Source organism: Candidatus Aalborgicola defluviihabitans (genome assembly GCF_016705985.1).
Taxonomy (GTDB): Bacteria; Pseudomonadota; Gammaproteobacteria; order Burkholderiales; family Burkholderiaceae_C; genus Allorhodoferax; species Allorhodoferax defluviihabitans.
The window spans coordinates 17,629-38,283 of the sequence record NZ_JADJKN010000006.1 but is presented as its reverse complement, the minus strand read 5'-3'; the positions used below and the strand labels follow the sequence as shown (position 1 = coordinate 38,283).

At 58.1% G+C, this 20,655-nt stretch carries 18 protein-coding genes, 1 tRNA gene and 1 pseudogene; 13 read left to right on the top strand and 7 right to left on the bottom strand.

What is annotated here, in order from left to right:
- The first annotated feature begins 67 nt into the window (after nucleotides 1-67).
- From icd to clpA, 3 genes are all read left to right on the top strand, one after another.
- A complete protein-coding gene (gene icd, locus IPI80_RS07715; RefSeq protein ID WP_413859715.1) occupies nucleotides 68-1,327 on the top strand; it encodes an NADP-dependent isocitrate dehydrogenase in 1,260 nt (419 codons plus the stop codon).
- A gap of 175 nt (nucleotides 1,328-1,502) precedes the next feature.
- Nucleotides 1,503-1,862 carry an ATP-dependent Clp protease adapter ClpS gene (clpS, locus tag IPI80_RS07710; RefSeq protein ID WP_413858804.1) on the top strand — a complete coding sequence of 120 codons (360 nt, stop codon included), beginning with the start codon at nucleotides 1,503-1,505 and terminating at the stop codon, nucleotides 1,860-1,862.
- Between the two features lie 88 nt (nucleotides 1,863-1,950).
- The gene (gene clpA, locus IPI80_RS07705) at nucleotides 1,951-4,284 is read left to right on the top strand and encodes an ATP-dependent Clp protease ATP-binding subunit ClpA (RefSeq protein ID WP_413858802.1); all 2,334 of its coding nucleotides are present in this window, start codon (nucleotides 1,951-1,953) and stop codon (nucleotides 4,282-4,284) included.
- On the opposite strand, the gene IPI80_RS07700 is transcribed toward clpA, so the two are convergent.
- Nucleotides 4,277-5,320, bottom strand: coding sequence for an extracellular solute-binding protein (locus IPI80_RS07700; RefSeq protein ID WP_413858800.1), 1,044 nt, complete (start codon nucleotides 5,318-5,320; stop codon nucleotides 4,277-4,279). The genes clpA and IPI80_RS07700 overlap by 8 nt on opposite strands.
- A 102-nt stretch (nucleotides 5,321-5,422) precedes the next feature.
- Between IPI80_RS07700 and IPI80_RS07695 the strand changes: the two genes are divergently transcribed.
- A complete protein-coding gene (locus IPI80_RS07695; protein WP_413858798.1) occupies nucleotides 5,423-6,277 on the top strand; it encodes a patatin-like phospholipase family protein in 855 nt (284 codons plus the stop codon).
- Between the two features lie 208 nt (nucleotides 6,278-6,485).
- Here IPI80_RS07695 and IPI80_RS07690 read toward each other — a convergent pair whose 3' ends face one another.
- Nucleotides 6,486-7,028, bottom strand: coding sequence for a phasin family protein (locus IPI80_RS07690; protein WP_413858796.1), 543 nt, complete (start codon nucleotides 7,026-7,028; stop codon nucleotides 6,486-6,488).
- A 262-nt stretch (nucleotides 7,029-7,290) separates the two neighbouring features.
- On the opposite strand from IPI80_RS07690, the gene IPI80_RS07685 reads away from it, so the two are divergent.
- The 5 genes from IPI80_RS07685 to IPI80_RS07665 all read left to right on the top strand — a co-directional run bounded on the left by IPI80_RS07685 (nucleotide 7,291) and on the right by IPI80_RS07665 (nucleotide 12,176).
- Nucleotides 7,291-7,737 carry an acyl-CoA thioesterase gene (locus IPI80_RS07685; protein WP_413858794.1) on the top strand — a complete coding sequence of 149 codons (447 nt, stop codon included), beginning with the start codon at nucleotides 7,291-7,293 and terminating at the stop codon, nucleotides 7,735-7,737.
- Nucleotides 7,734-8,447 carry a nitroreductase gene (locus tag IPI80_RS07680; RefSeq protein ID WP_413858792.1) on the top strand — a complete coding sequence of 238 codons (714 nt, stop codon included), beginning with the start codon at nucleotides 7,734-7,736 and terminating at the stop codon, nucleotides 8,445-8,447. The genes IPI80_RS07685 and IPI80_RS07680 overlap by 4 nt, the downstream gene beginning before the upstream one ends.
- Before the next feature lie 21 nt (nucleotides 8,448-8,468).
- Nucleotides 8,469-9,452 (top strand): 2-hydroxyacid dehydrogenase, encoded by a 984-nt coding sequence (locus tag IPI80_RS07675; protein WP_413859713.1) that lies wholly within the window; start codon nucleotides 8,469-8,471, stop codon nucleotides 9,450-9,452.
- Between the two features lie 97 nt (nucleotides 9,453-9,549).
- Nucleotides 9,550-10,977, top strand: a complete 1,428-nt coding sequence (gene rmuC / locus IPI80_RS07670) for a DNA recombination protein RmuC (protein WP_413858789.1) — start codon at nucleotides 9,550-9,552, stop codon at nucleotides 10,975-10,977.
- Entirely contained in the window at nucleotides 10,974-12,176 is a 1,203-nt protein-coding gene (locus IPI80_RS07665) for an MFS transporter (RefSeq protein WP_413858787.1), read from the top strand. The genes rmuC and IPI80_RS07665 overlap by 4 nt, the downstream gene beginning before the upstream one ends.
- An 18-nt stretch (nucleotides 12,177-12,194) precedes the next feature.
- On the opposite strand, the gene IPI80_RS07660 is transcribed toward IPI80_RS07665, so the two are convergent.
- The 5 genes and pseudogenes from IPI80_RS07660 to earP form a co-directional block, all read right to left on the bottom strand.
- On the bottom strand, nucleotides 12,195-13,058 hold the full coding sequence (locus IPI80_RS07660) for a TIGR00730 family Rossman fold protein (RefSeq protein ID WP_413858785.1): 864 nt from the start codon (nucleotides 13,056-13,058) through the stop codon (nucleotides 12,195-12,197).
- An 11-nt stretch (nucleotides 13,059-13,069) separates the two neighbouring features.
- Entirely contained in the window at nucleotides 13,070-13,960 is an 891-nt protein-coding gene (locus tag IPI80_RS07655; protein ID WP_413858783.1) for a ribose-phosphate diphosphokinase, read from the bottom strand.
- Nucleotides 13,960-15,520, bottom strand: a pseudogene (locus IPI80_RS07650) (thymidine phosphorylase family protein). Before IPI80_RS07650 ends, IPI80_RS07655 begins: the two are co-directional and overlap by 1 nt.
- Before the next feature lie 68 nt (nucleotides 15,521-15,588).
- Nucleotides 15,589-16,143, bottom strand: a complete 555-nt coding sequence (gene efp, locus IPI80_RS07645) for an elongation factor P (RefSeq protein WP_413858781.1) — start codon at nucleotides 16,141-16,143, stop codon at nucleotides 15,589-15,591.
- 115 nt (nucleotides 16,144-16,258) lie between these two features.
- A complete protein-coding gene (gene earP, locus IPI80_RS07640; protein ID WP_413858779.1) occupies nucleotides 16,259-17,410 on the bottom strand; it encodes an elongation factor P maturation arginine rhamnosyltransferase EarP in 1,152 nt (383 codons plus the stop codon).
- Nucleotides 17,411-17,466: 56 nt separating this feature from the next.
- Between earP and uvrC the strand changes: the two genes are divergently transcribed.
- The 4 genes from uvrC (at nucleotide 17,467) to IPI80_RS07620 (ending at nucleotide 20,632) form a co-directional block, all read left to right on the top strand.
- Entirely contained in the window at nucleotides 17,467-19,374 is a 1,908-nt protein-coding gene (uvrC, locus tag IPI80_RS07635; protein WP_413858777.1) for an excinuclease ABC subunit UvrC, read from the top strand.
- 18 nt (nucleotides 19,375-19,392) lie between these two features.
- The gene (pgsA, locus tag IPI80_RS07630) at nucleotides 19,393-19,968 is read left to right on the top strand and encodes a CDP-diacylglycerol--glycerol-3-phosphate 3-phosphatidyltransferase (protein ID WP_413858775.1); all 576 of its coding nucleotides are present in this window, start codon (nucleotides 19,393-19,395) and stop codon (nucleotides 19,966-19,968) included.
- Between the two features lie 298 nt (nucleotides 19,969-20,266).
- A complete protein-coding gene (locus tag IPI80_RS07625; RefSeq protein ID WP_413858773.1) occupies nucleotides 20,267-20,539 on the top strand; it encodes an HU family DNA-binding protein in 273 nt (90 codons plus the stop codon).
- A gap of 17 nt (nucleotides 20,540-20,556) precedes the next feature.
- Nucleotides 20,557-20,632, top strand: a tRNA-Val gene (locus IPI80_RS07620).
- Nucleotides 20,633-20,655: the final 23 nt, after the last annotated feature.

Sequence of the window (20,655 nt, the reverse complement as noted above, 5' to 3'; positions counted from 1 at the left end):
AATTTATGCACTTTTAGAAGCATGGCTTCACAGGTTATCGCGATTCCAACACCCCAACGGAGATCAAATTTCCATGTACCAGCACATCAAAATCCCTGCCGAAGGTCAAAAAATTACCGTCAACGCGGATATGTCCCTGAACGTGCCAGATCAGCCGGTCATTCCGTATATTGAGGGCGACGGTACGGGCGTTGACATCACGCCCGTGATGCTAAAGGTAGTGGATGCCGCAGTTGCCAAGGCCTATGCAGGAAAGCGCAAGATTCACTGGATGGAAGTCTATGCGGGCGAAAAGTCCACCAATGTGTACGGCCCCGATGTGTGGCTACCGGAAGAGACTCTGCAAGCCCTGCGCGAATATGTGGTGTCAATCAAAGGACCGTTGACCACGCCCGTAGGCGGTGGCATCCGTTCATTGAATGTGGCCTTGCGCCAGGAGCTCGATCTGTATGTGTGCTTGCGCCCCATCCAGTATTTTGAAGGGGTGCCCAGCCCGGTCAAGGAGCCGCACAAGACCAATATGGTGATCTTTCGCGAAAACTCGGAAGACATTTACGCAGGAATCGAGTTTGAAGCCGAAAGCGAGAAGGCCAAAAAGCTGATCAAATTCTTGCAAGAAGAAATGGGTGTTACCAAGATTCGTTTCCCCAAAACGTCCGGCATCGGTATCAAACCGGTTTCCCGCGAAGGCACCGAGCGCTTGGTACGCAAGGCCATTCAATACGCAGTTGATAACGACAAGCCCAGCGTGACCATTGTGCACAAGGGCAACATCATGAAGTACACCGAAGGTGGGTTCCGTGATTGGGCCTATTCCTTGGCCCAAAAGGAATTTGGTGCGGCGCTGATCGACGGCGGACCCTGGTGCAAGTTCAAGAATCCCAGTACCGGCAAGGACATTGTGATCAAGGACAGCATTGCCGACGCCTTCCTGCAGCAAATACTGCTTCGCCCTGCCGAGTACAGCGTAATTGCCACGCTCAACCTGAATGGCGATTATGTGTCTGACGCGCTGGCTGCACAGGTCGGCGGCATTGGCATTGCGCCCGGCGCCAACTTGTCGGATTCCGTAGCCTGTTTCGAAGCCACCCACGGCACGGCGCCCAAATATGCGGGTAAAGATTACGTAAACCCTGGTTCGGAAATACTCTCGGCAGAAATGATGTTGCGCCACATGGGCTGGTTTGAAGCAGCGAACCTGATCATCAGTTCCATGTCCAAATCCATCAAGAGCAAAAAGGTGACTTATGACTTTGCCCGCTTGATGGATGGTGCTACCCAGGTCAGTTGCTCTGGCTTCGGGCAGGTCATGATTGATCACATGTAACGGCATGTGCTGGGCGCCGCTGTTGTGGCGCCTATTGCTGCGTTGGCAGGTATGCCGCCAGGACCGGGTCGGTCGATGGTGGCATTTTTTTTGCTTTATGACTTGAATCGAGGGACTATGGCACCAATTCACTCTTGCGGTGCAATCCTTTGAGGTGACCTATAGAATTGTTTTCATGGCTACAAATAACCCGCCCACACTTTCTGAACCGCCCGTGAAGCAGCCCATCCGAGAGGAAGGTGGCTCTGTGGTGTTGGAGCGCCGTACGCAACGCGTCAAACCGCCACAGATGTACCAGGTGGCGTTGCTCAATGATGACTACACGCCCATGGAGTTTGTGGTGGTGGTCATCCAGGAGTTTTTTGGCAAGGACCTGGAATCTGCAACCCGGATCATGCTCAAGATCCATCTCGATGGAAAGGGCGTGTGCGGTGTATATACCAAAGACGTGGCAGTGACGAAGGTGGATCAGGTGCTGGAAGCGGCCCACAAATCGGGTCACCCCTTGAAATGCATCTGCGAGCCCGTAGGTTAGTTCGTGGTGTGAATGCAAATAGAAAATACGCTAAACCGGTAAACGGTTTACAGTGAATCATCAACGCTAGGCAAAAAAAGGAAATCTCATGATTGCCCAAGAACTGGAAGTCAGCCTGCACATGGCGTTTGTCGAAGCCCGCCAGCAGCGCCACGAGTTCATTACCGTGGAACATCTCTTGCTCGCGTTGTTGGATAACCCCAGCGCCGCCGAGGTCCTGCGTGCCTGCTCGGCCAATGTCGACGACCTGCGCAAGTCGCTTTCCAACTTCATCAAGGACAACACGCCCCAGGTGGCGGGTACCGATGACGTGGACACCCAGCCTACGCTGGGCTTTCAGCGTGTCATCCAGCGCGCCATCATGCACGTTCAGTCCACGGGCAGCGGCAAAAAGGAAGTGACCGGTGCTAACGTGCTGGTGGCCATTTTTGGTGAAAAAGATTCGCATGCGGTTTATTACCTGCACCAGCAGGGTGTAACGCGCCTGGATGTGGTCAATTTTATTGCCCATGGCATTAAAAAGAGTGATCCGCCTGAGGCCGCCAAGTCCAGCGAAAGCCCGACCGACACCGAAGAGGGTGGCGGTGGTGAGAAGAGCGAGAAGGCCTCGCCACTGGAGCAATTTACTGTCAACCTCAATCAGCTGGCGAAGGACGGGAAAATTGATCCCTTGATCGGCCGCGAATACGAGGTGGAGCGCGTTATTCAGATCCTGTGCCGCCGCCGCAAAAACAACCCCCTGTTGGTGGGTGAGGCGGGTGTCGGTAAGACCGCTATTGCTGAGGGGCTTGCATGGCGCATCACGCAATCGGATGTTCCGGAAATTCTGTCGGAGGCCATCGTTTACTCGCTGGACATGGGTGCATTGCTGGCTGGAACCAAATACCGGGGTGATTTTGAGCAGCGACTTAAGGGCGTGTTGAAAGCCCTCAAAGACAAGCCCCACGCAGTTTTGTTTATTGACGAAATCCATACCCTCATTGGTGCCGGTGCGGCATCTGGCGGCACACTGGATGCGTCCAATTTACTCAAACCAGGCTTGAGCTCGGGCCAGCTCAAGTGCATTGGAGCGACCACTTTCACGGAATACCGTGGCATTTTCGAAAAAGATGCTGCCTTGTCACGCCGTTTCCAGAAGGTAGACGTGGTGGAACCCACCATCGAACAGACGGTAGAGATTCTCAAGGGCCTCAAGTCGCGCTTTGAAGAGCACCACAATGTCAAATACGCCGTGGCTGCCTTGCAGGCTGCGGCTGAACTTAGCGCCAAGTACATCAATGACCGGCATTTGCCTGACAAGGCCATTGACGTGATTGATGAGGCCGGTGCTGCGCAGCGCATCTTGCCACCGAACAAGCGCAAGAAGACCATCACCAAGTCTGAGGTCGAAGAGATCGTGGCCAAAATTGCCCGCATTCCGCCGGCCAACGTGTCCAACGATGACCGTGGCAAGCTCAAAACGCTGGAACGAGACCTGAAGAACGTGGTGTTTGGTCAGGACAAAGCTTTGGATGTGCTGGCGTCTGCGGTCAAAATGGCGCGCTCCGGCCTGGGCAAGGGAGACAAACCCATTGGCTCCTTCTTGTTCAGTGGTCCTACGGGCGTTGGCAAGACCGAAGCCGCCAAGCAGCTGGCCTACATCATGGGCATTGACCTGATTCGCTTCGACATGAGCGAATACATGGAGCAGCATGCCGTGAGCCGCCTGATTGGTGCACCTCCCGGCTACGTGGGGTTTGATCAGGGTGGTTTGTTGACTGAGGCCATTACCAAGAAGCCGCATTGCGTTTTGCTACTCGATGAGATCGAGAAAGCACACCCGGCGATTTTTAACGTGCTGCTGCAGGTCATGGACCATGGCACGTTGACCGACAACAACGGACGCAAGGCCGACTTCCGCAACGTCATCATTGTCATGACTACCAACGCGGGTGCCGAGACCATGAACAAGGCCAGTATTGGCTTCACCAATCCGCGTGAAGCCGGAGATGAAGCGGCCGATATCAAGCGCTTGTTCACACCGGAGTTCCGCAACCGGCTGGACGCCATAGTGAGTTTCAAGTCACTGGACGAAAACGTCATACTGCGCGTGGTGGACAAGTTCCTGCTGCAACTCGAGACCCAGTTGGCTGACAAGAAGGTGGACGTTACCTTTACCGACAAGCTGCGCAAGCATCTGGCCAAGAAGGGCTTTGATCCACTTATGGGCGCACGCCCCATGCAACGTCTGATTCAGGACACGATTCGTCGCGCCTTGGCTGACGAGTTGCTGTTTGGACGCCTCACCGATGGTGGTCGCCTGACCGTGGATCTGGATGACAAAGACGAGAGCAAGACCGAAGTCCTGCTGGAATTCCCGAAAAAAAGGGCTCACTCCGTTGCGGATTGGGCCCTTTTCTTTGGGTTGAGTTGGATTACTTGAATCCGACGCGGTCCAGCATCTGCTGTACTTTGACCTGGTTCATTCCCACCACGCTGATGGGAATGGTCTCGCTCTTGAAGCTACCGCCGGTCATGGCTTGCAGTGCCGGGTTGTTGATCTTCACTCCCTTTGCGGCAGGCCACTCGTTGTTGCCGTTGGCAAAGTGTTCCTGGGCGACAGGGCTTGCCAGATATTCCAGAAACTTGATGGCATTGGCTTTGTTCTTGGAGTACTTCGCCACGGCCCCGCCGGCAATGTTGACGTGCGTGCCCCAGCTCGCCTGGTTGGGAAATACCACGCCAACGCGCTCAACGACGGTGCGGTCTTCTGGTGTTGATGACCGCATCAGGCGTGCAAGGTAATAGCTGTTGGTGACAGCGACGCCGCATTCACCTGACGCCACAGCCTTGATTTGGTCGGTGTCGCCGCCCTTGGGAGCGCGGGCCATGTTATTAACCATGCCCTTGAGCCATTGCTCGGCAGCCGCTTCACCCAAGTGCTCGGTGACGGCGCCAAACAGCGACAGGTTGTAGGGGTGTGAGCCAGAACGGATGCACAGCTTGCCTTTGTTTTTGGGGTCTCCCAGCTCCTCATAGGTGTCCACGTCTTCCTTCTTGACGTGTGCCTTGTCATAGACGATTACCCGGGCGCGGGTGGAAAAGCCAAACCAGGGAATTGCACCATTGGTTGTGGGTTTGCCCCTCAGTTGCGCAGGAATGGCGTCATCCAGCACCCTGGATTGAATGGGGAGAAACAACCCATCTACTTCACCGCGCCACAGGCGGCTGGCGTCCACCAGCAGGATAATGTCAGCCGGAGACGCGCTGCCCTCGGCTTTCAGGCGGGCCACGATGCCGGCGTCGTCGGCGTCCACGCGGTTGAGCTTGATGCCGGTTGCCTTGGTGAAGTTGCTGTACAGCGCCTCATCCGTCGCATAGTGGCGTGCGGAATAGATGTTAAGAACCTGATCTTGTGCCATGGCGGCGGTACCTGCGGCGCAAACCAGGGCGACGAGGGCGATGTGTTTTTTCATCATGGTGGTTTACCTAAGTAGGAAGTGGGTGCAACTCCATCATAATTCAAACGCGAATCATTCGCAATAAGATTATTTGAACTCTGCAAGGAATCGTTGGTGTTTATGAAGTACGTGTCACTGTTAGTCGTGAGTCTGGTACTTGTTGGGTGTGCGTCGGCGCCCATAGAGCCCAAAGTACCCCCGCGTATAGGTCTGGCCTTGGGCGGCGGCGCTGCCCGAGGATTTGCCCATGTTGGGGTGATCCAGGTACTGGAAGAGGCTGGCATTCGTCCGGCGTTGGTTGCCGGAACCTCAGCGGGTAGCCTGGTGGCTGCCATTTATGCCAGCGGCAAGAACGGCAAACAGTTGCAGCAGGTGGCTGAGACCATGGAGGAGGCTACCATGGCGGACTGGACGCTGCCATTGTTCAACCGCGGAATGCTGCGTGGTAATGCGCTGGCCCGCTATGTTAATACCCAGGTGGGATCGCGCTCAATTGAAAGTTTGCCCATGCCCCTGGGCATCGTAGCCACGGATCTCAACAGCGGCCAAGGGATGCTGTTCCAGCGGGGTGATACCGGAACTGCCGTGCGCGCCTCCAGTGCTGTTCCGGCCGTGTTCCTGCCGGTACACATTTCCGGGCGTGACTATGTGGATGGTGGTCTGGTGTCGCCGGTGCCTGTGCGGGCGGCCCGCCAGATGGGTGCGGAGCTGGTGATTGCAGTGGATATTTCAAACCCGCCAGAGAACAACCCCGCAAGCGGCACGCTGGACGTTCTCCTGCAGACGTTTGCCATCATGAGCAAGAGCATCAACTACTTTGAACTGAAAGAAGCCGATGTGGTGGTGCGCCCAGTGCTGGCCGGGGTTTCCAGTGCTGACTTCAGTGCCCGCAAGCGCTCTATCGAAGCGGGGCGCCAAGCCATGCTGCAGTCGATGCCGCAGTTGCGTGCGGCCATTGCAGCCAGGACCCGTTGATTTTGCGCGGTGACACGCAAAAAAAAGGCCCCGTTTTGCAACGAGGCCTTGAAGGGATCCCTGAACCTGATGGTTTCGAAAGGACCCGAGGAGACAACCGGTTGGAAACACATTTGCGTTTCCAGTCATTTCATTATGTCAGGGTTTCCCCTTGTCTGCTAGAGAAGGCGCTCCAAATGCAGGATCCGGTGCACGCCTTCTGTGGCCATTAACGCTTCTTGGCAGCTTGCTTGGTAACGTTGGTTGCCGTGGCAGCCACAGAGTTGAAATTGGCTTCAGCCATTTCGGTAGCTTGCTTGACGGCCTTTTGCACGGATTCCAGTGCGTTGTTGGCAGCAGCAACCGAGCTCTTCATGATGGCTACAGCGGACTCAGATCCAGCAGGCGCGTTCTTGGCGGCGCTGTCTACCAGACCCATGAATTTCTTCTGGGCATCGGCAGTTTGGCCTTCAAGGTTCTTGCTGAATTCGGCGCTAGTGGACGTGGCGATGTCATACAGGTGACGGCTGTAGGCAGCGGTCTTCTCAGCCAAAGGCTGCAGCAGGCCGGATTGCAGGGCCAACAGTTCCTGTGCATCTTTCACGCTCAGCATGGACTGGGTGTGGGCATTGGCTTCGGCCAGAGCAGCCTTGGAGGCAGTCAGGTTCAGCTCAACAATTTTTTCAACGCCTTCGAAAGCCTTGTTGGTCAGACCAAACAGGGTTTCCAGGTTAGCTTTGTGGGAAGCAACTACTTGTTCAACAGTCAACATATTAATCTCCAATGGGTTAAGGTAAAAACTCGCTATCTGCTCCGTAACCTGCCTTGATGGCTTGTCGATGTTGCAGTGCAGCATGGTATGAATTATAGGGATCGATTTGTTTCTTGCAAGTCTTATTTGCTGCATTGCAACAATTTAGAACACATTTTCTAAATACGGGATTTGTCACCGGGGCGTCATAGGTACGCGTCCGACGCATATCGAACTGGACGAAGCGGGCACAGCACCGCTGCGGTGCTGGCAAAATCAAGCCATGCAGGATTCCACCCCCCACACCAAGCCCCAGCCCGAGCCGCGCAGTGCCTACCGTGCGTTTCGCACCATCGCCACGCGCTGGATGGACAACGATGCCTATGGTCACGTCAACAACGTGGTGTACTACAGTTGGTTCGATACGGCGGTTAACGCCTATCTGATTGAGCGCGGCGTGCTCGACATCCACCAGGGTGACACCATTGGCCTGGTTATTGAGACGCAGTGCAATTACTTTGCCTCACTGGCTTTTCCCGAACCGGTGGATGTGGGTATTCGTGTGGCCAAGCTGGGTACTTCCAGCGTGCGCTACGAGGTAGGCGTCTTCGGCGCCTCAGATGAGACAGCTGCCAAAGGCCATTTTGTGCATGTCTATGTTGACAAGACCACCCGCCGTCCGGTGCCTCTGCCGGCCCCTTTGAAAGTCGTTTTGGAGACTTTGTTATGACCCAGTCGGTCCAGTTGACCCAGTCAGTCGTGGATGCGGCGATTACTTCGCGCAGATCGGTTCGCGCGTTTACCAACCAGGCGGTGCCGCGCCAGACCCTTGAGCAAATCCTGCAGGTGGCTAGCCGTGCGCCCTCGGGTACCAATGCCCAACCCTGGAAAGTCTATGTTCTGCAAGGCGCCAGCCGTGACGCGCTGGTCGCGAAAGCCTGCGCAATACACGACGCCATGCTGACCGACCCGGCACTGCAAGCCCAGTACACCGAAGATTACGACTACTATCCGCCGAAATGGGTCAGTCCGTACCTTGAACGGCGCCGCGAGAATGGCTGGGGTCTGTATGGCCTGTTGGGTATTGGCAAGGGCGACAAGGACAAGATGCACGCCCAGCACCAGTGCAATTTGCGTTTTTTTGATGCACCGGTGGGATTTATCTTCACCATCGACCGTGTGATGGGTCGTGGCTCCTTGGTGGACTTCGGTACGTTCTTGCAAAGCATCATGGTGGCGGCACGTGGACACGGTTTGCACACCTGTCCGCAAGCTGCCTGGAACTGCTTTCACTCGATCATCATGCCGCACATTGGTGCTGGCGCGGGTGAAATGATGGTCTGCGCCATGTCCATGGGCTACGCCGACGAAGCCGCTACGGTCAATGGTTTCCATACGCCCCGTGTACCGGTTCAGGATTTCACAGTCTGGCTGGACTGACAGCACGGTATGACCGACCCTTTGCCTCGCCCCCATATCCTTGTCACCCGCGCCATCTTCCCCGAAGTGGCCCAGCGCCTGTCTGAGTACTTTGACGTGGAGTCCAACACCGACGATGCGCCCTGGAGCCGTGATGAACTATTGCACCGACTCCAAGGAAAAGACGGCGCGCTGACCTTTGGGCTGGAGCGCATCGATGCAGACCTGCTGGCCCATTGCCCAACGCTGAAGGTCTGCGCCAACATGACAGTGGGCTACAACAACTTCGACCTGACAGCCATGACCGCAGTCGGTGTGCTGGGAACCAACGCCCCCGATGTGCTGACGGAGACCACCGCCGATTTCGGTTTTGCCTTGCTGATGGCCACCGCCCGACGCGTGACCGAAAGCGAACACTTTTTGCGTGCCGGTCAATGGAAGCACTGGCACTTTGAGATGTTCTCTGGTGCCGAGGTGCATGGCTCCACGTTGGGCATCATCGGAATGGGACGTATTGGCCAGGCCATTGCACGCCGGGCAGCGTTCGGCTTTGGCATGCCGGTGGTCTACCACAACCGCAGCCGGCTGGACGCCACGGTAGAGGCCGAATGCCGCGCCCACTATGTGGACAAAGAAGAATTGCTCAGAACCGCCGACCATGTGCTGCTCGTGGTGCCGTATTCCGCCGCGTCGCACCACACCATCGGTGCGCCGGAGTTGGCTTTGATGAAACCCACCGCGACCCTGATCAACATTGCGCGCGGCGGCATAGTGGACGATGTGGCGCTGGCGGCGGCCCTGCGCGCAAACCGCATTGCAGCGGCGGGGCTGGACGTGTTTGAGGGTGAACCCACGGTGCACCCGGATTTGCTGGCCTGCTCCAACGTGGTGCTCACGCCCCACATTGCCAGCGCCACCGCCGGCACGCGCCGAGCCATGGCCATGCTGGCCGTGGATAACCTGATTGGCTACCTGGTGCACGGCAAGGCCGTGACGCCGCTGAACGCAGCCGAGCTGGCAAAGTGAGGGTTTGCGTAATTACTATTGTTTTGATAGCTTCTCATGTAGATCCGACGAGGGCTAGAGCCCGTTTTTCTTTGAATAACTTGGCTGCAAGGATGCTATGGCTGTGAATGGTGCAATGGTGTGGATACTGCTGGCGCTGGCGGCAGTCAATCTCGCCCTGGTGGCCTGGGTGTTGGTGGCGCTGGGCCGCAGCTTGGGTCGTATGCAGGGCGGCGAAGTACAGGCGCAGCTGCAGCGCAAAGAGCTGCAAGACCTGCGCGCCCTGCTTCAGTCCAGCAGCGAACGGCTGGAGCGCGAACTGCGCCGCGAGGTGTCGGAGTCGGGCCAAAGCGGACGCCAGGAACTTAGCCAGAACCTGGCCACCTTTCAGCAAACCCTGACCCAGCAAAGCGCCGAAGCCACCCGCACCCAAAACACCCAGATTGACGCCTTTGGCCAGCAACTGACCCTGCTGCAAAAGACGCTTTCCGACACCCTGAACAACCAGCTCTCCGGCTTGAGTGAGGCCAACGCGCGCCGCCTGAACGAAGTGCGCGAGACGCTGGAAAAGCAGCTGGTGCAGCTCCAAACCACCAACGCCGCCAAGCTCGACGAGATGCGCGCTACCGTGGACGAGAAGCTGCAGACCACCTTGCAAGCCCGCTTGGGTGAGAGCTTCAAGCAAGTGGCTGACCGGCTGGAACAGGTGCACAAAGGCCTGGGCGAGATGCAGACCCTGGCGCAGGGCGTGGGCGACCTTAAACACCTGCTCACCAACGTCAAGACGCGGGGCATCTTTGGCGAGGCGCAACTGGCCAGCCTGCTGGAACAGGTGTTTGTGCCCGACCAGTACGCGGTGCAGGTTGCCACCCGGCCCGGCAGCAAGAACGTGGTGGACTTTGCCATCAAGCTGCCCGGCAAATCTGACACCGGTGCGCCCCTGTGGCTGCCGATTGATGCCAAGTTTCCCAACGAAGATTACGAACGCCTGCTGGACGCACAGGGCAGGGCAGATGTGGTTGGTGCCGAGGCGGCTGGCAAGGCGCTGGAGCTGCGCATCCGCCTGGAGGCCAAGTCCATGGTCGAGAAATACGTGGAGCCACCCTACACCACCGACTTTGCCATTTTGTTTCTGCCCACCGAAGGTCTGTACGCCGAGGTGTTACGCCGCCCCGGCCTGATGGAAAGCCTGCAGCGTGACCACCGGGTTACGCTGGCAGGGCCCACCACTTTGCTGGCCATGCTCAGCTCGCTGCAGATGGGTTTTCGCACCTTGGCGCTGGAGCAGCGCTCCAGCGAGGTCTGGCAGGTGCTGGGTGCGGTCAAGACCGAGTTCAACAAGTTTGGCGACGTGTTGGCCAAGGTCAAATCGCAAACCCAGACCGTACTCAACACGCTGGACAGCGCCGAAACCCGCAGCCGCGCCATGGGCCGCGTGCTGAAAAAGGTAGAGGCCTTGCCGGACACGCAGGCGCAGGCGCTGATTCCCCAGGACAAGGACTTTGACCGCACAGACGGTGATTCTGATGGTGCCAGCGGCGCATGAGGGCTGCGCCGGGCAGTGAAGAAGGCCAGTCCTGGGCGCTGGCACGCCTGATCTGCGGGCACATCTGCCTGCACGGCAGTATGGCGGGCTTGCGTATGGCCGCGCCGCTGTTGGCGCTGCGCGAAGGCCATAGCGCATTTTCTGTGGGCGTGCTGCTGGCGCTGTTTTCGCTGACCCAGGTGTTCCTGGCGCTGCCAGCCGGGCGCTATGCCGACCGCCATGGTTTGAAGCGACCTATGGGCATGGGTGTGGTGGCGGTATCCGTCGGTGCCAGCTTGGCTGTGCTGTGGCCACAGTTCTGGGTACTGTGCCTGAGCGCGTTGCTCATGGGCGGCGCGACCGGGGCTGCCTCTATTGCCTTGCAGCGCCATGTGGGACGCGCTGCGCGCACCTCCACCGAACTCAAGCGTGTGTTCAGCTGGTTGGCCATCGGGCCGGCCGTTTCCAACTTTGTTGGCCCGGTGCTGGCTGGCTTGTTGATTGACCACGTGGGTGTCTGGATGGGCGGCACTGCGGGGGACGACAACGGCTTTCGGGGTGCCTTTATCCTACTGGCGCTGTTGCCCTGGGCCACCTGGTTGTGGGTGCGGCGCACGGTGGAACTGCCCCCTGTGGAACCAGTGGTTGGTGCAACCCATCTCCATGTCTGGAACCTGTTGCGTGAGCCACCCATGCGCCGGCTTCTGTTGGTGAACTGGTTGCTGTCCAGTTGCTGGGATGTGCACACCTTTGTGGTACCGGTGCTGGGGCACGAGCGGGTCTTCAGCGCCTCGGTGATTGGCGCCATCCTGGGCGGCTTTGCCATTGCCGCCGCTGCGGTGCGGGTGTTGATGCCGTTGTTGGCGCACCACCTCAAGGAATGGTTGGTGGTGGCTGTAGCCATGGTGGCCACCGCTGCGTTGTTTGGCATTTACCCGTGGATGGAGTCGCCCTGGTCTATGGGGCTGTGTTCGGTGTTGCTGGGGTTGGCCCTGGGCTCGGTGCAGCCCATGATCATGAGTACCCTGCACCAGATCACTCCGCACCACCTGCACGGTCAGGCACTAGTGTTGCGTCTGGCTGCTATCAACTTGTCGAGCGTGCTCATGCCCATGCTGTTTGGTACAGCCGGTGCCGTTATCGGTATCTCAGCGGTGTTCTGGACAGTGGGAGCGGCCGTGGGGCTGGGGTCTCGCCTGGCGTGGCGAATGCGTCCCTAAAAATGGGGTAGCTGCACCCTAGAGTTTGTAAAACTCGCGAATGATCTCCCAAGCTTCCTGCGGGTCGTCGGTGTAGTGGAACAGGTTCAGGTCTTCTGCCGATATGGCGCCTTCTTCTACCAGCGCGTCCATGTTGATCAGGCGCTTCCAATAGTCTTTGCCAAACAGTACGATGGGAACAGGGACCGATTTTTTGGTCTGGACCAGCGTGATGACCTCAAAAAGCTCGTTCAATGTGCCAAAGCCGCCGGGAAAGGCGACCATGGCCTTCCCACGCATCATGAAATGCATCTTGCGCATGGCAAAGTAGTGGAACTTGAAGCTCAATTCTGGCGTGACATAGGGGTTGGCTTGCTGCTCATGCGGCAGGGCGATGTTCAAGCCCAGCGTGGGCACACTCGCTTCGGACGCACCCCGGTTGGCGGCTTCCATGATGCCCGGGCCACCACCGGTGCAGATGTACATGCGCTCTTTGGGTGACTTGGTCTTGCTGTGGGTGGCAACGATGTGGCCGAACCGGCGGGCCTGTTCGTAGAAGTGGGCGTTGCGCATGTGGCGCTGGGCCAAGGCAATGGCCGGCGCATCGCCGCTGGCCTGTGCGGCCTGCAGCAGGGCTTGAGCCTCTTCGGGGGCGCTGAAGCGCGCACTACCATAGACTACGATGGTGCTTTCGATACCCATCTCGGCCTGGTCCAGGTCGGGCTTGAGGAGTTCCAATTGCAACCGGATGCCACGCGTTTCGCGGCGCAGCAGAAATTCCGGATCGCCAAAGGCCAGCCGGTAGGCGTTGGGTTTGAGGGGAATGCCGGCATCCGCCTGGGCTTGTATATAGGCCCAAGCATCCATCATGGTGCGTTCGTCGAGATTTTTCGAGGTATCCAAAACGTGTTGTCCTAATCGTGAAGAGCAAGCAATGCCGAGGCAATGGTTTCTGCCATGCTAACGGCGTTGCTTGGGTGGGTGATGCAATCGGTGCTCCAGACCCTGTCAACACCAGCGTCTTTGATGACCTTCAGCGCATCGCCTGCAAACAGGGCGTGGGTGACAGCAACATCCACGGTAGCGGCGCCTGCGGCCAGCAGCAAACGCGTGGCACCGGCCAGTGTGTGGCCACTGCTGGCCACGTCGTCCAGCACCACGACGGAGCGGCCTTGCACGTCCAGCGTGGGCAGGGCAATCTGCACCTCGCGGTCACCATGGCGCACCTTGTGGCACACACCGTGGTCAAAGCCGTAGCGCTCGGCGGCCTGGGCGATCCATTGTGCGGATTCTTCATCCGGGCCGATCAGCAATGGTCGGGTGAGTTGCGTGGCAATCAGGTCGGCCAATAAGGGCGCACCGCTGAGCACGATGGCTTGTGGTACTGGTACGGCTTCTTGCAGGGTGGCTACGCGGTGCAAATGGGGGTCCACGGTGATGACAGCATCAAACAGGTCGGCCAGAAAGCGCCCCACCACGCGCTGGCTGACCACTTCGCCGCTGTGGAAGGCAATGTCCTGTCGCATATACGCAAGATACGGGGCCACCAGAGTCACGTGGCGGGCGCCCAGGGTGCGGGCGGTGCGTGCCACCAGCAGCAACTCCACCAGCTTTTCGTTGGGGTTGTCCAGGGTGCGCAACAGCACCACGTGTTCGGGCAGGTGTTCGGGCAAGCGGAGCTTGAGTTCGCCATCGGGGAAGCGGTGGCTGTCGATCGGGGCGCTCGCCATGCCAGCAGCCTGGGCGATGCGTTCGGCACTGGCCAAGTCTTGCGCAAAGTGCAGCATTACAGGCGATTGGGACATCAAAACTCCACAAAAACATGGGGCAGCTCATCGGCTACGCCGATGGTGTAGCCAATGGATTTAAGGCTGGCCTGGCGGGCAAATTCCAGATCAGCGGGATAGCTGGCATGCACGCGATACAGCACGGCATCAGCCAACACCGTATCGCCCAGTTTGCAAAGCAAGTCAACACCCGCATTTTTAACCTTGGGTGCGCCCGCCAGGCTGGCAATTCGGGCCAGCTGGATGTTTTCAATGCCAACGACCATACCGGCGCGTGGCGCCTGGACGTCAAAGGTCAGCAGGCCTAAATCCGGTTGGTTGTGATTAAAGTCTTTACTACCTTGGGCGGTGATGATGTCGTTCATCTTGGTTAGTGCGCGGCCGGAGTCCAGTATGTCGCGGGCAATGGCAAAGCCGTCCCCACCACGCACATCGGGATCGCATTCAATCAAGCGACCCGCTAGACGCAGCGCCTTTTGGCGCAGGTCCATTGGGGCGCGGGGGTCATTTTCCAGCACGCGCATCACGTCGCGGGCTTCCAGCACCGGGCCAATGCCAAAACCGATGGGCTGGCGTCCGTCGGTGATAACAACATCCAGAGAGAGTTGCATGCGCCGCGCCACATATTCGAACAGGCGACGCAGACGCTGGGCTTCGGGCATGGAGCGCACCTTGGCGCTGGGCCCGATGGGGATGTCCAGCACCAGGTGGCTGGAGCCAGCAGAAATCTTTTTAGACAGGATGGATGCCACCATCTGCCCCGGTGAATCCAGCGACAGTGGCCGTTCCACCGAAATCAACACATCGTCGGCCGGGGACAGGTTGGCAGTGCCACCCCAGGCCAGGCAGCCGCGGTGTTTGCGCACGATGTCCTTGAGCTGCTCGATCGGCAGTTCCACTTCGGCCAGCACCTCCATGGTGTCGGCCGTTCCGGCTGGCGAGGTGATGGCACGCGACGATGTCTTGGGGCACAGCATGCCATGTGCGGCCACGATGGGGACGATCAGCATGGAGGTGCGGTTGCCGGGAATCCCGCCAATGCAGTGCTTGTCTACCACCAGGTTCTCGTGCCAGTCCAGGCGTTGGCCCGCGCCAATCATTGCTTCTGTCAGGAAGTAGACCTCTTCTCGATCCAACTCGTCGCGGTTGCAGGCTACGACGAAGGCGGTTAACTCAATCTTGGAGTAGTGGTGCTGCGCGATGTCCTGCACGATGCTTCGGAAATCTTCCCGCCCCAGGCGTTCGCCGTTGAGCTTGCGATGCAGTGCGCTGATGGATGCCGGCGGCTCTGCCTGTGATAACCGTGGCGCTGTGGCCGTCTTCCACACCCATCTGCGCGAATGCGGCAATCGACAGTCCCAGTTCACCGCAGGCCACGATGGAGGCGTCTTCCACCACGTTGAGAGTGGCCAGGATATGGCGGCCGTTGGTGCGCACTTCGACTTTGGATAGTGCCTTGAAGCCTTCTGCCCGGTAGATCTCGCAGTCCCGGTGCATGTAGGCCACGTTCTCTTGGTAGGTGTCGATCAGGACGCGGCGCAGGGCCAGGCGTGAGGGTACGGAATTCACTGTATTCATGGGGTGAAGCCTACACGCAATTTTGGCTACCACGGGGGGCAAAAAAAAGACTCCCGAAGGAGCCCTTGTTACACGCGCTTGCGGTATTCGCCGGTTCGGGTGTCGATTTCGACCTTGTCGCCTTGCGCCACAAAAATAGGCACGCCCACATCAAAACCGGTAGCAATCTTGGCAGGCTTCAAAACCTTGCCGGAGGTGTCGCCCTTGACGGCGGGCTCGGTCCAGGTGATCTCGCGCACCACGCTGGTAGGCAACTCAACCGAAATGGCCTTGCCTTCGTAGAACACTACTTCGACTTCCATGCCGTCTTCCAGGTAGTTCAGGGTATCGCCCATGTTTTCGGACTCGACTTCGTACTGGTTGTACTCGGTGTCCATGAACACATACAGGGGGTCGGCAAAGTAGGAGTAGGTGCAATCCTTCTTGTCCAGAATGACCTGGTCCATCTTGTCGTCAGCCTTGAACACGACTTCGGTGCCAAAGTTGGCGATCAGGCTCTTGAGCTTCATCCGAACGGTTGCGGCATTGCGGCCACCCCGGGCGTATTCGGTTTTCAGGACAACCATGGGGTCCTTGCCGTGCATGATCACGTTGCCGGCGCGGATTTCTTGAGCGATTTTCATAAATGTTCGGGCGGTTGGTGCTGGTAGCCTGTGCTGTCAGCAGGAATAGGCCGCAGTGTGCGGCGGAGCATGACTCACCCTATCTAAGGCGACAAAGTCAGCAAAGCCTCAGATTTTAGCGTTTTTCCGCGATGAATTGCCCCAATTGCGTGGTCAGATCGTGCATTTGCAGCAGGCGTTGACGTGCCAATTGCACGGTTTGTGACCAAGAGTTGAGATTCATCAAGGGTAACGGGGCTGGTCGGGTGTCGTTCCAGGCATGGTGGGCACCGCGCAGGTTGTCGTCTGCGGCCAGCAGGTCCAAAAATGCGTCGAGCTTGGCATTGTGGGCGTCATCATCCTGCGGGTAAATCTGCCAGAGCAGCGGCTTACCCGCCCACAGGGCGCGCACCAGCGAGTCTTCGCCACGCACGCAGTTCAGGTCGCAGGCCCACAGCAGGTGGTCGTATTCGTGCTGGGTCAATCGCGGTAAAAAGTGAATCTGCAGCTTGTGCCAGGGCGGCGAGCCATCCACTCTCCGGCGGGCCAGAAGCGCTTGCACTGCGTGGTTGGCGCGGCCGTCGGTCACCAGCAACTGGGTGGGTTCTGAATCCAGTTGCTGCAAAAGGCCCTCCAGCGCCGTCGGCTCGTAGCAAAACAGGGATACCAGCCGCGCGCCCGCCCAGTCAATGCCCAGACCCTGCAGCCAGTGGGCCTTGGCGCCTGGCAAGTCAAAGGCCTGCTGGCGCGCCAACAGGTCGGATTCACGCAGCAGACCGCCCGTCGCGGCGGTGAAGCCGGGATAGAAGAAATGCTTGCTCCAACCCTTGGCCGGGCCGTGCATCACGGGCGATGGCAGGCCATGGGAGCGCTCTACATACGCCTCGGCCGACAGGTACTCCAGGTTGATCCATACTGGATTTCTATTGTCAATAGTGTCTCTAGCCTTCGTGGAATATACGTAAGCAGCTATGAATTCAGTAGTAAGTTCGCAACCAAAGCCTTCCACCCAAACGTCGGCGCGTGGTAGCCTAGCCAGCTGGGCTGCATCGGTTGACTGCTCCCAAGGGCGTACCGTGATGCCCGGCCAAGTTCCCTGGCAGGCGCCAGGCGCCATCCACTGTAGGGCCGAGGCGTCATTCACCCACAAGCGGACGGTGTGGCCACGTGTGGCCAAGTCGGCACACAGGCGCCAGCACACGCCGATGTCGCCAAAGTTGTCGATCACGCGGCAGAACACATCCCACAGCAGGAGGGCAGCAGACGAAGGGGGCGGCGCGTTTTGCATGGTGCTGATTGTCCACGCTGCCAGGGCGGCGGGCGAATAAACGCACAATAGCGACCATGTCCGAAAACCATTCCGAAGCGCTGCTGCGCGAGGTTGCCGCCCTGCCGGCCCTGCCGGGCGTGTACCGCTATTTCGATGCGCAGAACCAGTTGCTGTACGTGGGCAAGGCCATCAACCTCAAGCGTCGGGTTTCGAGTTATTTCCAGAAGAACCATGGTGGCACCCGTACTGGCCACATGGTGAGCAAGATCGTACGCATGGAGACCACGGTGGTGCGCTCCGAGGCCGAAGCTTTGCTGTTGGAAAACAACCTCATCAAAACGCTCAGCCCCAAGTACAACATTCTGTTTCGGGATGACAAGAGCTACCCGTATCTAAAGCTGACCGGTGGGTCATTTTCACGCGTGTCGTACTACCGGGGCGCGGTGGAAAAAAAGCACCACTACTTTGGCCCCTATCCCAGTGCCTGGGCAGTGAAAGAGGCCATTCTGCTGATACAAAAGGTGTTTCGCCTGCGCACCTGTGAAGACACGTTTTTCAGCAACCGCAGCCGGCCCTGTTTGCTGTACCAGATCAAGCGCTGCTCGGCGCCGTGCGTGGGCCAGATTTCGGAACAGGACTATGCCGAAGACGTCGCCAATGCCGAGAAATTTCTGCGCGGCGATGCCCAAATTGTGATGCGCCAATTGGAGGCCCGCATGATGCAGCACGCCGAGAAGCTGGAGTTTGAACTGGCAGCAGAGTTGCGCAATCAGGTCGCGGCCTTGTCCAATGTGCTGCACCAGCAGTCCATGGACAACGTGGAAGACCGTGATGTGGACATCCTGGCGGTGAAAGTGCAGGGCGGGCGCGCCTGCGTGAATTTGGCCATGGTGCGGGGCGGCCGCCACCTGGGGGACCGGCCGTATTTCCCGGTACATGTGGAAGAAGCGGTGGGTCTGGAGCACGACGAGGAATCGGAGGCACCGGCGCGGCCCGTAGAGGCCAAAGTGCTGGAAGCATTCTTGTCACAGCACTACATCGACGTGGCCATGCCGCCGACGCTGATCGTGAGCGAGCCTATTCACAAAGGGTTGTTGAAAGCGCTGTCCGAACAAGTGGGCTTCAAAGTAACGGCAGTGCACCAGCCGCGCGAACAGCGCCGCACTTGGCTGGAAATGGCGCAAACCAACGCAGCCTTGCAATTGGCCCGGTTGCTGGCAGAAGAGGGTTCGCAGCAGGCTCGCACCCGCGCATTGGTCGAAGCACTGGATTTGGCGCTGGAAAACCTCGAAACCCTGCGTGTGGAGTGTTTTGATATCTCGCACACGGCCGGTGAAGCCACGCAAGCCTCGTGTGTGGTCTTTCACTACCACAAAATGCAAAACAGCGAGTACCGTCGCTTCAATATCGATGGCATCACGCCAGGTGACGACTACGCAGCCATGCGTCAGGTCTTGACCCGACGCTATAGCAAGCTGGCAGACGTGGCGCAAGAGTCCAAGCACACCGGGCAGCCTTCCGGCGGTACGGCACGCATGCCGGATCTGGTGCTGATCGATGGTGGTCGTGGTCAGGTGTCGATGGCGCGCGAAGTGTTTGAACAACTGGGGTTGGACCTGTCATTGATTGTGGGGGTGGAAAAAGGCGAAGGTCGCAAGGTGGGTTTGGAAGAATTGGTGTTTGCCGACGGCCGCGAGAAGGTGTACCTGGGTTCGGATTCGGCAGCGCTCATGCTGATAGCCCAAATCCGCGATGAGGCGCACCGTTTTGCCATCACCGGCATGCGTGCCAAGCGTGCCAAGGTGCGCGTGGGTGGCGGCAAGCTGGAAGAAATTCCAGGCGTCGGGCCCAAGCGACGCGCCCGCTTGTTGCAGCGTTTTGGTGGTGTGCGCGGTGTGGCACTGGCCAGTGTGGACGATATCGCCACGGTGGAAGGCATTTCACACCAACTGGCGGAAGAAATTTACCGGGCCCTGCATTAGGCGTGCCACAATTGCGCGATGTTTTTGACCATCCCCACCATCATGACGTGGACGCGAATCTTCGCGATCCCGCTTATCGTGGGCATCTTCTATCTGCCCGACAGCGTGGCAACGCAAAGCGAAAAAAACCTGATTGCCACGGTGATGTTCGTGGTGTTTGCTGCGACCGACTGGCTGGATGGATATCTGGCCCGCAAGCTCAATCAAACGTCTTCCTTTGGGGCATTTCTGGACCCGGTAGCCGACAAATTTTTGGTCTGCGCCTGCGTGCTGGTGCTGGTGCATTTGCAGCGTGCGGATGTGTTTGTTGCGCTGATCATCGTGGGCCGCGAAATTGCCATCTCGGCTCTGCGGGAGTGGATGGCCCAAATCGGCGCGTCCAAGAGCGTCGCCGTGCACATGATTGGGAAACTCAAAACAGTTGTACAAATGGTTGCAATTCCGTTTTTGCTGTTTGACGGAATGTTGTTTGGTTTGATCAACACGCGCGTTTTGGGTGTGTGGCTTATTTGGGCGGCGGCGGTACTTACCATATGGTCCATGGTGTATTACCTGCAAAAGGCGTTGCCCGAAATTCGCGCGCGGGCCAGTTAAATCATCTTTTTGGCGCATGCAACGCTTACCATATTTGACCTGGGTATTCCTGAGGGCAGGTGTGTCCAAATGCCGCTAGAATCGGCGTCCGCACCGTTGTAATGCTGCATGGCGTATTGACATGGCGAAGATCGGTGGCTTCTAATGGGTAGCGGTATTTTGTAGCCGCAACCCAGGTAGCCCAGACCAGTTTTCGGTCCGTATGTGATCCATGCAGCGTACCGAAAAACAAAGTCCGGTGAAGAAATTATTTTGAAGAGACAATTCGATAAACGCTGCTTCCAAACAAGGGGTCTTTGTGAATAAAACTGAACTGATTGAGCACATTGCGAAACACGCTGACATTTCCAAGGCTGCTGCCGCGCGCGCCTTGGAGTCCACTATCGGTGCTGTAAAAACCACCCTAAAAAAAGGGGGCTCGGTGTCCTTGGTGGGTTTTGGTACATTTGCGGTTGGAAAACGTGCCGCTCGTACCGGTCGTAATCCACGCACCGGCGCTGCGATTAAAATCAAGGCTGCCAAGGTTCCCAAGTTCCGTCCTGGCAAAGCATTGAAAGATGCCCTGAATTGATTTTTAGGTTTAAGGATGGGTGATTAGCTCAGTTGGTAGAGCGTCTGCCTTACACGCAGAATGTCGGCGGTTCGAGCCCGTCATCACCCACCACCGGTACCCAGACAAAGGCGAAC

Coding starts and splice junctions, on each gene's coding strand:
- clpS (WP_413858804.1), top strand. CDS start 1,503: ATGGCTACAAATAACCCGCCCACACTTTCTGAACCGCCCGTGAAGCAG.
- clpA (WP_413858802.1), top strand. CDS start 1,951: ATGATTGCCCAAGAACTGGAAGTCAGCCTGCACATGGCGTTTGTCGAA.
- IPI80_RS07700 (WP_413858800.1), bottom strand. CDS start 5,320: ATGATGAAAAAACACATCGCCCTCGTCGCCCTGGTTTGCGCCGCAGGT.
- IPI80_RS07695 (WP_413858798.1), top strand. CDS start 5,423: ATGAAGTACGTGTCACTGTTAGTCGTGAGTCTGGTACTTGTTGGGTGT.
- IPI80_RS07690 (WP_413858796.1), bottom strand. CDS start 7,028: ATGTTGACTGTTGAACAAGTAGTTGCTTCCCACAAAGCTAACCTGGAA.
- IPI80_RS07685 (WP_413858794.1), top strand. CDS start 7,291: ATGCAGGATTCCACCCCCCACACCAAGCCCCAGCCCGAGCCGCGCAGT.
- IPI80_RS07680 (WP_413858792.1), top strand. CDS start 7,734: ATGACCCAGTCGGTCCAGTTGACCCAGTCAGTCGTGGATGCGGCGATT.
- rmuC (WP_413858789.1), top strand. CDS start 9,550: ATGGCTGTGAATGGTGCAATGGTGTGGATACTGCTGGCGCTGGCGGCA.
- IPI80_RS07665 (WP_413858787.1), top strand. CDS start 10,974: ATGAGGGCTGCGCCGGGCAGTGAAGAAGGCCAGTCCTGGGCGCTGGCA.
- IPI80_RS07655 (WP_413858783.1), bottom strand. CDS start 13,960: ATGTCCCAATCGCCTGTAATGCTGCACTTTGCGCAAGACTTGGCCAGT.
- efp (WP_413858781.1), bottom strand. CDS start 16,143: ATGAAAATCGCTCAAGAAATCCGCGCCGGCAACGTGATCATGCACGGC.
- earP (WP_413858779.1), bottom strand. CDS start 17,410: ATGCAAAACGCGCCGCCCCCTTCGTCTGCTGCCCTCCTGCTGTGGGAT.
- uvrC (WP_413858777.1), top strand. CDS start 17,467: ATGTCCGAAAACCATTCCGAAGCGCTGCTGCGCGAGGTTGCCGCCCTG.
- pgsA (WP_413858775.1), top strand. CDS start 19,393: ATGTTTTTGACCATCCCCACCATCATGACGTGGACGCGAATCTTCGCG.